This is a genomic window from Erythrobacter sp. S57(2025), from assembly GCF_057365055.1.
This window is the reverse complement of the sequence record NZ_CP200299.1, coordinates 2,928,090-2,941,377: the sequence shown is the minus strand read 5'-3', so window position 1 is coordinate 2,941,377 and position 13,288 is coordinate 2,928,090. Positions and strand designations below refer to the sequence as shown.

14 protein-coding genes are annotated in these 13,288 nt (G+C 57.8%); 8 read left to right on the top strand and 6 right to left on the bottom strand.

Features of this window, described 5'->3' with window-relative positions:
• Positions 1-91: 91 nt before the first annotated feature.
• Positions 92-391 carry a CtrA inhibitor SciP gene (gene sciP / locus AC0V6N_RS14095; protein ID WP_218316081.1) on the bottom strand — a complete coding sequence of 100 codons (300 nt, stop codon included), beginning with the start codon at positions 389-391 and terminating at the stop codon, positions 92-94.
• Complete coding sequence (locus AC0V6N_RS14090; RefSeq protein WP_486172169.1) at positions 391-810, bottom strand: hypothetical protein; 420 nt, start codon at positions 808-810, stop codon at positions 391-393. Before AC0V6N_RS14090 ends, sciP begins: the two co-directional genes overlap by 1 nt.
• A 184-nt stretch (positions 811-994) precedes the next feature.
• Here AC0V6N_RS14090 and mnmA point away from each other — a divergent pair, with 184 nt between their 5' ends.
• Positions 995-2,167: a tRNA 2-thiouridine(34) synthase MnmA gene (gene mnmA, locus AC0V6N_RS14085; RefSeq protein WP_486172168.1), complete on the top strand. Its 1,173-nt coding sequence runs from the start codon at positions 995-997 to the stop codon at positions 2,165-2,167.
• 21 nt (positions 2,168-2,188) lie between these two features.
• Here mnmA and AC0V6N_RS14080 read toward each other — a convergent pair whose 3' ends face one another.
• Entirely contained in the window at positions 2,189-2,536 is a 348-nt protein-coding gene (locus AC0V6N_RS14080) for a hypothetical protein (protein WP_486172167.1), read from the bottom strand.
• A gap of 35 nt (positions 2,537-2,571) precedes the next feature.
• Here AC0V6N_RS14080 and AC0V6N_RS14075 point away from each other — a divergent pair, with 35 nt between their 5' ends.
• Entirely contained in the window at positions 2,572-3,726 is a 1,155-nt protein-coding gene (locus tag AC0V6N_RS14075) for a serine hydrolase domain-containing protein (RefSeq protein ID WP_486172166.1), read from the top strand.
• A 17-nt stretch (positions 3,727-3,743) separates the two neighbouring features.
• On the opposite strand, the gene AC0V6N_RS14070 is transcribed toward AC0V6N_RS14075, so the two are convergent.
• Together AC0V6N_RS14070 and pdxH are read right to left on the bottom strand one after the other, a co-directional pair.
• Positions 3,744-4,538, bottom strand: coding sequence for a PhzF family phenazine biosynthesis protein (locus AC0V6N_RS14070; protein ID WP_486172165.1), 795 nt, complete (start codon positions 4,536-4,538; stop codon positions 3,744-3,746).
• Between the two features lie 7 nt (positions 4,539-4,545).
• Positions 4,546-5,199: a pyridoxamine 5'-phosphate oxidase gene (gene pdxH, locus AC0V6N_RS14065; protein ID WP_486172164.1), complete on the bottom strand. Its 654-nt coding sequence runs from the start codon at positions 5,197-5,199 to the stop codon at positions 4,546-4,548.
• A gap of 224 nt (positions 5,200-5,423) precedes the next feature.
• On the opposite strand from pdxH, the gene AC0V6N_RS14060 reads away from it, so the two are divergent.
• Genes AC0V6N_RS14060 through fabI form a run of 3 tightly spaced genes read left to right on the top strand, consistent with a single transcriptional unit; the run spans position 5,424 to position 8,322 of the window.
• Positions 5,424-6,413 carry a DnaJ C-terminal domain-containing protein gene (locus AC0V6N_RS14060; protein ID WP_486172163.1) on the top strand — a complete coding sequence of 330 codons (990 nt, stop codon included), beginning with the start codon at positions 5,424-5,426 and terminating at the stop codon, positions 6,411-6,413.
• Positions 6,414-6,439: 26 nt separating this feature from the next.
• Positions 6,440-7,519, top strand: coding sequence for a YihY/virulence factor BrkB family protein (locus AC0V6N_RS14055; RefSeq protein ID WP_486172162.1), 1,080 nt, complete (start codon positions 6,440-6,442; stop codon positions 7,517-7,519).
• Positions 7,516-8,322, top strand: coding sequence for an enoyl-ACP reductase FabI (gene fabI, locus AC0V6N_RS14050; RefSeq protein WP_486172161.1), 807 nt, complete (start codon positions 7,516-7,518; stop codon positions 8,320-8,322). Before AC0V6N_RS14055 ends, fabI begins: the two co-directional genes overlap by 4 nt.
• Positions 8,323-8,328: 6 nt before the next feature.
• Here fabI and AC0V6N_RS14045 read toward each other — a convergent pair whose 3' ends face one another.
• A complete protein-coding gene (locus AC0V6N_RS14045) occupies positions 8,329-8,691 on the bottom strand; it encodes a hypothetical protein (RefSeq protein ID WP_486172160.1) in 363 nt (120 codons plus the stop codon).
• Between the two features lie 199 nt (positions 8,692-8,890).
• On the opposite strand from AC0V6N_RS14045, the gene AC0V6N_RS14040 reads away from it, so the two are divergent.
• From AC0V6N_RS14040 to AC0V6N_RS14030, 3 genes are read left to right on the top strand one after another with little or no spacing between them, the layout of a single operon-like run.
• A complete protein-coding gene (locus AC0V6N_RS14040; protein WP_486172159.1) occupies positions 8,891-10,297 on the top strand; it encodes an O-antigen ligase family protein in 1,407 nt (468 codons plus the stop codon).
• A 2-nt stretch (positions 10,298-10,299) separates the two neighbouring features.
• The gene (locus tag AC0V6N_RS14035; protein WP_486172158.1) at positions 10,300-11,070 is read left to right on the top strand and encodes a polysaccharide biosynthesis/export family protein; all 771 of its coding nucleotides are present in this window, start codon (positions 10,300-10,302) and stop codon (positions 11,068-11,070) included.
• 29 nt (positions 11,071-11,099) lie between these two features.
• A complete protein-coding gene (locus AC0V6N_RS14030) occupies positions 11,100-13,277 on the top strand; it encodes a GumC family protein (RefSeq protein ID WP_486172157.1) in 2,178 nt (725 codons plus the stop codon).
• The last annotated feature ends 11 nt before the right edge of the window (positions 13,278-13,288 follow it).

The following is a 13,288-nucleotide window of genomic DNA, read 5'->3' as shown; positions in this document are numbered from 1 at the left end:
CGACAAGGTGCCCGGACACGCTAATGTCCGGGCACCTTTGTTCAATGCGATATGGATGACGGTAAGGCCCATCCAACCCATGGCCGAAGAATCAGTATTTTAGCTGGCGCTCATACAGATCGCGATAATGCTGAATGCGGGTCACGCGCAGGCCCTGCATTCCAGAGCGATCGACAGCGCGCTGCCAAGACGCAAACTCTTCAAGAGTTAGGCCATAGCGCTCTAGCACTTCGTCAATAGTCAGCAATCCGCCATTCACGGCTGCAACCACTTCAGCTTTGCGACGCACAACCCAGCGCTTCGTCTTTGGCGAAGGCAAATCGTCTATCGTGAGCGGCTCACCGAGCGGCCCGATGACTTGTGCGGGGCGGATATCTTGGTTCTCAATCATTATTTTGTCTCTCGCATCGCCTGTGCTGCATGACCCTGTTTGCTTTGTATATTCATGCATGACGAGCCTTTGCCCTGCTCTAAAGCAACAAGGTTAACGTCCCGTTTGTCAGTGTCTTTGGTCCGAAAATAACGAGCAGCCGCATCAGCAAACCCACCCGAATGGCTCGCAAATTTGCGACCCGCCTCGCGTTGAAGGACGCGGCGCAGATCGCGTGCAGCGCTTAGCCGGGCGGTCAATTCACTCCAGTCCATCGGGCGCAGTTCACCCTCATCATCGCTGATTACATCCGGAAGAGGATCGCGAGCAGCACTGGCAACCACCGAATCGATGGGGGCAGCCGGCGGCGCTTTTGCAGGGACGATCCCTGAAAAACGCGCATTGTGCGCATAGAAAATAGGCTTGGTATTCTCGAACATGCAGCAGTGTATAATCGCCACTGGTCAAGATGAGGTAAAACAGGCCTTTACCTTCGCTTAGGATTAGCGCTTGCCCTTCTGATAAGGCCAAAGCGAGGTTTTGGGCCACTTTTCCTATTGTTTTCAGATGTATATTTGCAAGCCTAGCGCAAATGCGCTCGCCTCACTATATCCGCGCACGATCATGACAAGTGTTGCATCCCTTAACGCCAGCTCGAAATTCGGGCTTGATACCGCCGCATTGTTCGACTTGCCGCGGCCCGCAAAAGACTGCCGAATTGTCGTTGCGATGAGCGGCGGGGTCGATTCGTCAGTGGTCGCAGCGCTTGCGGCAGATACGGGCGCGGAAGTCATCGGTATCACGCTCCAGCTTTATGATTACGGAGCGGCGACAGGCCGTAAGGGCGCTTGCTGTGCGGGCGATGACATTGCGGATGCGCGTGCCGTGTCAGACCGCCTTGGCATTGCGCATTATGTCTTCGACCATGAAAGTGCTTTCCGTGAAGATGTGGTTGAGCAGTTTGCCGATGAATATCTCGCTGGACGCACGCCTGTTCCCTGCATTCGCTGCAATATGGGCCCCAAATTCACCGACCTATTCCGCATGGCGCATGAGTTGGGTGCGGATTGCTTGGCAACTGGGCACTATGTTCGGCGCGAGCCAGCTGAGCGAGGCCCGCACCTCTACCGCGCAGTCGATCCATCGCGTGACCAGTCCTACTTCCTTTATGCAACCACTCAGGAACAACTGGACTACATCCGCTTTCCATTAGGTGGCTTGCCTAAGACCAAGGTGCGCGAACTGGCTGAGGCGGCCGAGCTTCGCAATGCCATGAAGCCCGATAGCCAGGACATCTGCTTCGTTCCCGACGGCAATTACGCAGGGATCGTCAAGAAGCTGCGCCCCGAAGGCGGCATCCCTGGCGCGATCGTCCATGCCTCCACCGGAAAGACGCTGGGTGAACACAAGGGCATCGTCCATTACACCGTAGGCCAGCGCAAAGGGCTTGAGATCGGGGGGCAACCCGAACCGCTCTATGTCATCTCGCTTCATGCTGAGACGCGCGAAGTGCGTGTCGGGCCTAAGCGAATGCTAGGGATTGAGAGTGCCACTGTGATCGAGACCAATTCAATCGGCGATCTACCCGCTGGCGAGCCTCTGACCGCCAAGGTTCGCAGCCTGTCAAAGCCTGTGCCGATCACTCTGAAGGGGCCGTTCGGTGACAACGCGACCACCACCATCCGCTTTGCGCAGCCTGAGTTCGGCGTTGCTCCGGGACAGGCCGCGGTGATCTATGCAGGCGAGCGCGTTGTCGGCGGTGGCTGGATCGACTCAACAGAGGCTGTCAGCGAGTAACCCCGTCTGCTGGGAAGACGCTTAGCTATCCCACTCTTCAAGCACGCAGCCATAGCCATCGCGATAGGAGGCTGTTGTCGTGGTGACCAACGGGAAGCTTGCGGTTACACTTTGCGCTTCGACATCTTCGCTAAGCGATACCAGCTCCATGCCGCCAAGCTTGTCCTTGGTGCAGTCCTCAAGATCGCGTCCGGCGACGAAGCGACACGAGCACGCCACGCGCGCCGCATAGGACGTGCCGACTTCAGCGTAACCCTGCACCGCCACTCGGTTCGACCAAAGCGTCGCTGCCACCGCAATCACTCCCACCGCCAACAGCGCCAATATGACGCGTCCTGCGAGACTGCGCTTGTTTGCCGATTTTGCCATTGATTTGGCCGATCCCTTGCTTGATTGGGTGAGCGATGATGCTCCGTATGCCTCCCCATATCGCTGCCTGCACGGCTCTGCCAAGCTTTGCTTTGCTCCTTGCCTCTTGCGGCGATGCCGCGCCGCCTCCTCCGCCGCCGTTGACCGAGGAGGCTTTGGCTGCGGTGTCTGAGGATGCTGGCGCGCCCAAGGATCAGCTTGCCCGGCAGGTCGATGACCTATTTGCAGTCGAAGGGATCGGTGAGACCCGCGCCGTTGTCCTGTTCAAGGATGGCAAACTTGCAGCCGAGCGATACGGCGAAGGATATGATGCTGAAACCCGCTTTATCAGCTGGTCGATGGCCAAGACCATCACCGCTGTGCTCACCGGCATGTTGGTTGCCGATGGGCTGCTGAGCGTCGATGCACCCGCCCCTGTCCCCTTGTGGCAGCGAAGCGGCGATCCGCGCGCCGACATCACGCTTCGCCACCTCCTCCAAATGCGCAGCGGCCTTCGCCATACCGAGGCGGGCGATCCGCCCTACGATTCATCCGAAGTGCGCATGCTGTTCCTCGACGGGCGCGATGACATGGCGCGCTGGGCTAAGGAGCAACCGCTTGAAGCAGAGCCGGGTGAACGCTTCGAATACTCGTCCAACACCACCGTCATCCTTGCCGATATCGCCGCAACCGCGCTGACCGATAGCGACGATCCCGATGCGCGTCGCAAGGCTGTGAGCGACTACCTTGAGGAGCGCCTGTTCGTTCCGCTTGGCATGACCTCTATGGTCCCCGAATTCGACGCGTCGGGCACACTCATAGGTGGCAGCTTGATGCACGCAACCGCGCTCGACTACGCCAAGTTTGGGGAGTTTATGCGCAAAGGCGGACGCGCGCCGGGTGGAGAGCAATTGGTGCCCCTTCGCTGGATTGAGGCGATGGTCGATCCCAGCCCCGCATCTGAGCATTACGGCTACCAGACCTGGCTCAACCGCCCTGAACCTGATCTACAAGGCGGCCACCCGCTCTTCCCTGACCGCGCACCCACCAGCATGTTCGCGCTGATCGGGCATATGGGCCAATATGTGCTCGTTTCCCCGGACCAGGGCCTGACGATGGTGCGGCTCGGCCATTCGTCAAGCGAAGAGCGACCCGCCATGTTGCAGCAAGCTGCCGATGTGATGGCGCTGTATCCGGTGGATAATGAGTAGGAAAGTGATTTGAGAGGCTAAGGCTTCGCGACCGTCACACAACACCCGCCAACCCAAACCCGCGTCCCGTCTAGCCTGAGCGCAAGGTCACCACCGCGCGCACTTGCCTGATGTGCGCTCAAAACGTCACGACCCAGCTTAGCCGCCCAATAGGGTGCGAGCACGGCGTGGGCAGAGCCAGTGACGCTGTCCTCGCCCGCGCCAATACCGCCATTGAAGACGCGGCTGACGATGTCGGTAGCCTCCCCTGATGCAGTGACGATGAACTGGTCGTTGGGCAGCTTAGCCAATCCCTCGAAGTCTGGCTCAAGGCTGCGTAGCTCAGCCTCTGTTTCAAGCTCGAAGACGATGTAGCCCGACGGCGATCGCCAGCACTCAGGCGAGCTAAGCCCAATCAGAGTCGCCGCTTGTGAGTGCTCGGCAGGCCGCGTTGCGATAGCGGGTAGCGCGACCTCGACGCTCTCCCCCGCTCGCTGCACGGTGATCACTCCCGACCGCCGTGAGAGCAGCCTGACCGCATCACCACCATCTCGCCCGAGCAGCGCATGGCCCGCTGCCAGCGAGGCATGGCCGCAAAGCGCTATCTCAGCGTTGGGGGAGAACCACGTGATGGAGTAGTCCGCTTCGCCTGAGCCTGCATCGTGCCTTTCTGGCACCACGAAGGCCGTGGCAGGTAGGCCAAGCTCCTTGGCCATTCCCGCAAGCACCGCATCACCGGGCCATTCCTCCAGCAGCATCACTCCTGCCGGGTTGCCGCCATCGGGTGAGCGCGTGAAGGCGTTGATCTGCCAGAAGGGCGAGTTGCCGTTCACCTAGAGCTCAAGGGTAGAGCAGACTGCTCGACCAACCGCCTTCTCCATGGCTCACGAACTGGCGGCGATCATGCAGGCGGTTGTCGCGGTCCATCCAGAACTCGATTTGAGCGGGGCGCAGCGTGAAGCCGGTCCAATGCGCAGGTCGGGGCACTTGGCCTGCGGCCTGATGCTCCGCCCGCAGCGCCTCCACCCGGTCGAGGTAGTCCTGCCGCGTTTCCATCGGGCGCGACTGGTCGCTTGCCGCTGACCCCACTTGGCTCATGAAGGCACGCGAGTGGAAGTAGGCGTCAGCGCGTTCGGTCGTCACTTCCTCCAAGGGGCCATCAATGCGGATTTGGCGATTGAGGCTCTTCCAGTGGAACAGCAGTGAGGCGTGCATGTTGGCGCGGATCTCCCCGCCTTTGCGGCTTTCGGCATTGGTGAAGAAGGTGAAGCCTCCTGCTCCGCTCTCATCTGGCCCATGCCCTTTGAGCAGCACCATGCGCACAGAAGGGCGCCCATCGGGCGTCGCGGTTGCCAGCGCCATGGCATTGGGGTCGTTGGGTTCGCTCGCTTTCGCCTCCACCATCCATGCATCGAACAGCGCATACGGATCGGCATCCGCAGCGATCATGCTGTCCGCCAGATGGGCCGAATTGAGCGCTTTTTGTGAATCCATTGTTTTCAAAGCCTTAGTCGAGACATGGACCGCATGTTACACGGTCCTAGAGAGAAAAACTGCGGTGCATCTGCAGACCTGTCAAATAGGTGCGGAAAGAGGTGAGAAAAGGATGCCATCGCACCTGCTTTAAGGCTCCGCCTTTCTGTAGGAAAGCACCGACTCATCCGCCTTTTAGCACGACCAAGCTTGCACGGCGGGACTGCCTCACCTAGCTAACACACATGGCCGATCCTTACAGCACCCTTGGCGTTGCGCGCACTGCTTCTGAAAAGGAGATCAAAAGCGCCTATCGCAAACTCGCCAAGGAGCTTCATCCAGACCGAAACACAGACAACCCCAAAGCGGCGGAGAAATTCTCTGACGCGACAAAGGCCTATGATCTGTTGTCTGACAAAGACAAACGCGCACAATTTGATCGCGGGGAGATTGATGCTGAAGGCAATCCGCTAAACCCGTTTATGGGCGGCGGCTTTGGCAGAGGCGGCCCGCGTCCCAGCGGTTTTGGTGGCGGCCGGCCCGGTGGCGGCTTTCGGGATGCCGAGTTTAACGGCTTTGGCACAGATGATATGGATCTGGGCGACCTGTTCGAAGGGCTGTTTGGTGGCCGTTCGCGCCAGAATGAAACGCGTTCACGCGGGTTTGGCGGGCGTACCCAGCCCCCTCCGCAAAAGCGCGGCGCGGATATTCAATACCGGCTTGCCGTACCCTTCGTTGATGCAGCCTCTGGTGAAGATCAACGGATCACTTTGGCTGATGGCAAGGCGATCAACTTAAAACTGCCCGCAGGCGTCGAAGATGGCACGCAGATGCGGCTTAAAGGCAAAGGGCATAGCGGGCCGGGCGGTCACGGCGATGGGATCGTGATGGTCGAGGTCGCAGCGCACCCATTTTTCCGCCGTGATGGCGACCATATTCGCATGGACCTGCCGATCACGCTTGATGAGGCGGTGAACGGCGGCAAGGTGAAATGCCCAACCGTCGATGGCCCGGTTATGCTGACGCTCAAACCCGGCGTGCATGGCGGCACCGTCATGCGGCTAACGGGCAAAGGCTGGACCAAGAAATCGGGCAAAACCAAAAACGGAAAGCCTGCGCGCGGTGATCAACTGGTCACGCTAGAAATCCAGATGCCCGAAGACCTCGATGCGCTCAAAGAAAAGCTCGGCGATTGGACCGACCCTGCCAAGCCCCGCGAAAAGTTCGGGCTTTGAGCGGGCGTTAGGCGAAGAGCGGCACCGTGCCTAAGCCTTCCACCTCGAGCTCGCTCGGCCTTTCACAAGTGGGCCCTGAATTCCGCTCGCTCTCCCCTGAGGCGCGCCGTTTGCGCGCGATGGATCAACCCAATTTCTTTGCAGTCGGATTGGCATCTGGTGGCGCGGGCGAGGATGGGAATGGGTACGGGAGCGACGCCAAACCCAGCGGGCTCTTCTCCGCGATCCTATGGCATATTGGCCCCGGTACGCGAGCCTATGAGGTGATCCGGCGGACTTTTGTGGGCACGTATCAGGATGGCTTTATTCATGCGGGAAACCTTGCCTATCTCGCGATGCTGGCGATCTTTCCCTTCTTCATCGTCGGCGCGGCTCTGTTTGAGCTGATCGGCGGGCGCGAGCAGGCAAGCGAGCTTATCAGCACGGTTCTTATCGCCATGCCCCCCACGGTTGAGCGCGCGATCCGGCCTGTGGCGGAAGAGATCATCTATGCGCGCGATGGCTGGCTGTTGTGGTTTGGTGCAGGCGTTGCGCTGTGGACCGTGTCGAGCTTGATTGAGACCATTCGCGATATCCTGCGCCGCGCCTATGGCACCACGGCGCGCCATGCATTTTGGAAATACCGGCTGTTCTCAGCAGGCCTGATCATCGCCGCCGTCGCTGTGCTGATGATCTCCCTGTTTGCCACCGTTGCCATCGGTGCGGCTCAGCAAGTGATCCTCGCAGAATTCCCCAGCCTGAGCAGCGCGGTCGACACTTTGCGAGTGTCGCGCATTGTGCCTGCGCTTGGCCTCGCGCTGTCGCTTTATCTGCTGTTTTACACGCTAACGCCCGCGGAATATCGCACCAAAGCCTATCCCAAATGGCCCGGCGCAGCTTTCACGACTTTGTGGTGGATCGGGGTGACAACCGCGATGCCAGCCGTGCTCAGCGGCTTTTTCACCTATAACCTCACCTATGGCAGCATGGCCGGGATCATCATCGCCTTGCTGTTTTTCTGGCTCGTAGGGCTGGGCCTCGTTATCGGGGCGGAATTGAATGCAGGGTTGGCAGAACCCGAGAATGCCGTAAGGGCAAATGAGAATTCACAGGAGACGAGCACGTGACCCAATTGATGGCAGGCAAGCGCGGATTGATCATGGGGCTGGCCAATGACAAATCACTGGCATGGGGTATTGCCAAGCAGCTGGCAGAGCAGGGGGCGGAGCTCGCCTTCTCCTATCAGGGCGATGCTTTGGCAAAGCGGGTGAAGCCTCTGGCCGAGCAATTGGGCAGTGACTTCACGTTCGAATGCGACGTTTCTGATATGGCCTCGCTCGATGCAGGCTTTGACGCGATTAAAGAGCGTTGGGGCAGGCTCGATTTTGTGGTCCACGCGATCGGCTTTTCCGATAAGAGCGAGCTGCGCGGCAAATATGTCGACACCAGCCTCGAAAATTTCCTGATGACGATGAACATCTCGGCCTATTCGTTGGTCGCCGTGACCAAGCGTGCAGCCGAGCTGATGCCCGAAGAAGGCGGGTCGATCCTGACGCTGACATATTATGGCGCAGAGAAAGTCATGCCGCACTACAATGTGATGGGTGTCGCAAAGGCCGCGCTTGAGACCAGCGTGCGTTATCTCGCCAATGATCTGGGTCCGCAAAATATTCGCATAAATGCGATCAGCGCCGGGCCGGTTAAGACGCTCGCGGCGAGTGGGATTGGCGACTTTCGCTATATCCTTAAATGGAACGAATATAACTCGCCGCTGCGCCGTACCACTACACTCGAAGATGTCGGCGGCTCAGGGCTCTATCTCTTGTCGCACCTTTCTTCCGGCGTGACTGGAGAGGTGCACCATGTCGATAGCGGCTATCACACCGTGGGCATGAAACAGATAGACGCGCCCGACATCACGCTGGGGTAAGGCGCGCTATTCGGCGCCAGTCTGCTCATCTGGGGCAAACTCATCCTCTCGGCCAAAGAGCCAAGTGGGGCCAAAGCGGCTGAATATGAAAAGCAGGACGGGGATTGATAGAGTGAGAACAATATCGCGCATAATCGCTGCGAATTGCGGTTCGCCCAGCACCGACGGCCCTCCAATATAGACGACATCGAGAATTTCGTTGGCGAACTCCAACACACTCAGCACAATGAGTGGTCGCCAATGGCCGATTGAGCTTTTCAGCGCTATTGCTGCGGTAAAGAATATTGCGAGCCCGACATAGATATGTGCGAGATCGGGCGTAAGTCCGCTCAGGTCGAGAAACGCCAATTTCAGGTCATCAAGAGGCATGGATTAGTGATACTCGTAGGGGCAATGGGGGTGATGTTGCATACAGTTTGTGGAAAGCCCACCTTGGATTCACCGGTCCTTCACCGCGTAAAACTTGAATTTGCAAAGTGTTTCGCGCAAAGAGCCGTCGAGTCGCGCTGAATCGATCAGCATTTTCGCAGAATGCAGGATCTCCCCTATTTTGAAAAATTCCTGGCCCATGCCGCTGCTAATACTCTGCGGCTTCTTGTTGCTTGTATTTATGACTGGCGGCAGTTCCCGCGATGATATTGCATCGCTTATGATCCTGCGCCCTGTATCGGCGCTGGTCTTGGCCTATGGATTGGTCACGCTGACCACGGAAACGCGCAAAGCCTATCGCGCTTTGTTCGGTATCGCGGTCGCGATAGTCGGGCTTACGGTGCTTCACCTGATCCCGTTGCCATCGGTCATTTGGCAGGCGCTGCCCGGACGTGAGTTGATCGCGGAGATAGACCAACTCGCTGGTATCGATGGCACATGGCGGCCGCTGACCATGGATCCCTCGCTTGGCTGGGACAGTTTCTGGTCGCTGCTAACCCCGCTGGCAGTGCTGGTTTTGGCTGTGCAGCTTGATCGCAAACAACACTTTCGCCTCGCTCTATTTGTGCTGGCAATGGCAGCGATCAGCGCGGTTGTGGCAGTTTTGCAGCTGATCGGGGACCCAAACGGCCCCCTTTATCTCTACCGCATTACCAATTCAGGTTCTGCCGTTGGCCTGTTGGCCAATCGCAACCATCAATCCGTCTTTATCGCCGCGATGCTCCCGCTATTGGCTGGCGTGATCAAGGCCTCCCCTCAGGCCTTTGGCAAAAGCGATCACACCGCTTTGTTCCAATTTGCGGCTTTTCTGGTGGGTGTTGCTTTCATCGCGACTTTGATCGTAGTGACCGGATCGCGCGCGGGTCTTTTGACTCTGATCGTGGCGTTTGCGCTGGCTATATGGATCAATCTGAGCGCACCTGCGGTTGGGAAAGGAAAAAGCACTGTGCGCCAACGCACCAAGCCTGGCGCATTCCAAATTTCCGACCGATGGCGTGCTGGCTTGGCATTGGGAATTCTTGGATCCATTTTCGGCGTCACCTTCGCGCTTGATCGCTCTTTGGCGGTCGACCGATTGATTGGCCGTCAGGCGTCGGACAATCTGCGCGTCGAAATCCTTCCTCAAATGTTTGAGATGATCTGGCAGTATGCACCGCTTGGATCAGGCGTTGGCAGCTTTGTTGCCGTGTTCAAGATTGATGAAAGTGATGCGCTTCTTGCCCCGCAATACGTCAATCATGCGCATAACGACTATCTCGAACTGCTGATGACGACTGGGCTGCCAGGCGTGCTGATATTGTTGGCTGCCGCAATACTTGTGCTAAGAGCATTTTTTGGAACGTGGCGGTCTGACTTGACTGATGCAAAAGTGATTAACTTGGCCAAAGCAGGCTTTGGGATCGTGCTGTTATTCGCGATTGCCTCAGCCGGTGACTACCCCTTGCGCGTGCCAAGCATGCAAGCGGTTTTGGTGATCGGTGCCATTTGGCTCGCAAATGCAGGGCGACCTAATTTTGCGAAGACACAACAAGGAATGGGACAATGAGAATGAGCCTGAAACAGGCCTCCTGCGCAGCTCCAAAACTGTCAAAGAAACAGGTTTTGGCGCTCACGCTTTCTCCAGCCGCTTTGGCGCTATCTGGTTGCTTTGGCGGTCCGCCAGAGATCGGCACGGCTGCAGATGTGATGTTGGTTGAAGACAGCGTTTTGCCTCAGCCCGCAACGCTCGCCGATTTTTCCGCGCCGACATCGGTCAGCGTGCTTGGTCCAGCTGATTTGCTGAACATATCGGTCGTTGGGATCGAATTCCTTTCTGACCGCGAGATCCGCGTAGATGCTGCGGGACGGATTTCCTTTCCGCTTGCGGGCACCGTGCAGGCAGCCGGGATGACGCCAGACCAGCTGGAACAGCAGATCGCACAGCAGTTGGTTTCGCGCGGACAAATGGTCGACCCACTGGTGTCCGTGAACATCACCGAAGCGGTAAGTCGGACATTCACCGTCGATGGCCAGGTCAACAAAGCAGGCATTTACCCGCTCAACGGCCGCATGACTTTGATGAGGGCTGTCGCGACAGCAGAGAGCACCAACGATTTTTCACGTTTGAGCGAAGTCGTAATCTTCCGCACGGTTGATGGTCAACGCTATGCCGCATTGTATGATTTGCGCGCCATTCGCCGTGGCAATTACGCCGATCCTGAGATTTTCCCGAATGACATTGTCATGGTCGGCGACAACCAATCGCGGCGCCTGTTCCAAGACCTTCTGCGGCTTGTCCCACTGATCACGACACCGCTTGTTGTAGCCCTGCAGAACTGATGACGGCTGAGAGTTTGAAAAGAAGCACCATGCTAAACACGACATCATCCAACGTCTCGCCATACAGTGACGCGTCATCTTCAACACCGACGCCGGTTGGCGAGGAATCGACAATTGGCCACTACATTCAACGAGCATGGTCGGCGATGCTTCGGCGGCGCTGGCTGGTCGCGTCGATTGTTACAGGGGTTTTGATTTTGGGCGTGATTGCGACTTTGTTGATGTCGCCCCATTACACAGCGCGCGCGCAAATCGAGATCAGCCGTGATCAAAAGAACGTCACCAATGTCGAAGGGCTCGATGGGGCGGTCGATACACGTGATCTTGAGTTTTATCAGACCCAGTATTCTTTGCTTCAGGCAGAATCGCTGGCCGAACGCGTCGCGAAACGGCTGCGTTTGCCGCAGAGTGAGACCTTTTACGCCTCCCATAGCGAAGAGATCCTGACGCTAGAAGATCTCGAAGTGCAACCCGCTAATGAGCGCACTTTGCGAGATCGTCAGACCGAAGAAACGATTGAAATCCTGCTGGAGAATGTTGGCATCAGCCCCATCCGGGATTCTCGCCTAGTCAACATTACCTACACTGGACAAGACCCGGAGCTTTCTGCGCGGATTGCAAATGTCTGGACCGAAGAGTTCATCAGCGCGACGATGGATCGTCAGTTCGATTCCACCGCCGATGCCCGCACCTTTCTTGAGCAGCGTCTAAGCCAACTTCGCGTCAGGCTGGAACAGTCAGAACGCGACGCGGTGAACTTTGCCGCATCGAACAATATCGTCGCGGTCGACGTCAACTCAGCGGACGGACGCACCACGTCGAGAGAAACTCTGGCAACAATAGATATCGAGGCGTTGAATGCTGCGCTTGCGCAGGCGCGAGCGGACCGGATCACCGCACAAGCGAAAGTGGGTAGCGGCCCGGTTGAAAGCAGCGCGGAATATCTGGAAAACAACGCGGTTTCGGCACTGCTTTCAAAACGGGCCGAAATCGCCGCGCGGTATGAGGCTCTGCTGGTCAATTTCCAGCCGGGATATCCCGGTGCCGAAGCGCTGAAGGGTGAACTGGATGCGCTCGACCGGGCATTGGCGATGGAAGCGCGCAAGTTCTCCACTGCGCGCCGTGCCGCTCTAAACGAAGCGCAAGCCCGCGAGAGCGAGCTTGAAGCGCGGTTGAATGGCTTGAAAGGCGATTATAACGCTGAGCAACAGGCCAATATCCAGCTCAACATCTATCAGCGCGAAGCAGACACCAATCGCGAACTCTATGACGCGCTCTTGCAGCGATACAAAGAGATCGGCGTCGCCGGCGCTGTGGGGGCAAACAACATTTCAATCGTTGATGAAGCAAAGGTTCCGCGCCTGCCATCATCGCCGAACCTGCCGCTCAACCTTGTGATCTCGCTGGCTGCTGGCCTCGCTTTGGCCGGAGCAGGCGTGTTCCTGATGGAACAGATGGATGACAGCGTTCGCTCTGCTGATGATGTGAAGGACCGCGTGGGTCTTTCTGTCCTAAGCAGCGTTCCGCGTGAAGATGGCGACATTCGCGATGAATTGAGCGATCCGAAATCCTCGTTCTCCGAAGCCTATTTTGCGCTCAGGTCCAGCCTCGCCTTGTCCACCAATGAAGGGCTTCCCGGCTCTGTGTTGATGACAAGTACGGCTCCGACAGAGGGCAAATCCACGTCTGCTTACTCATTGGCGCGCACAATCCAGCGTATCGGGCGGTCAGTCGTGCTGATCGACGCCGATATGCGCTCACCGAGCCTTCAAGATTTTGAGAAAGTCACGCTCGATATCGGATTGAGCAGTTATCTCACCAATGATGCGCCGGTCGATACGATCCTGCAGTCCGGTGAGCTTGAAGGCATTGCCTTCGTTTCTAGCGGCCCGATCCCGCCGAACCCGTCTGAACTGTTGAGCGGCGATGCATTTGCAACACTGATTGCGCAGCTCCAAGAGCGGTTTGACCATGTTGTTATTGATGCACCGCCGGTTCTGGGGCTGTCAGATGCTCCGCTGATGGGCCGCGTGGTGGATGGCGCGATTTACGTCATTGAAGCAGGCTCCACTGGTCAACGGGCAGCCCGGCGTTCGATCGAGCGGCTTCAGGCCATGCAGGTGCGCATCTTCGGCGCGCTCGTCACCAAGGTCGAATCCAGCGATCAGTCTTATGGCTATGGCTATGGCTACGGCATCACCGGCTGAACGACGCACGT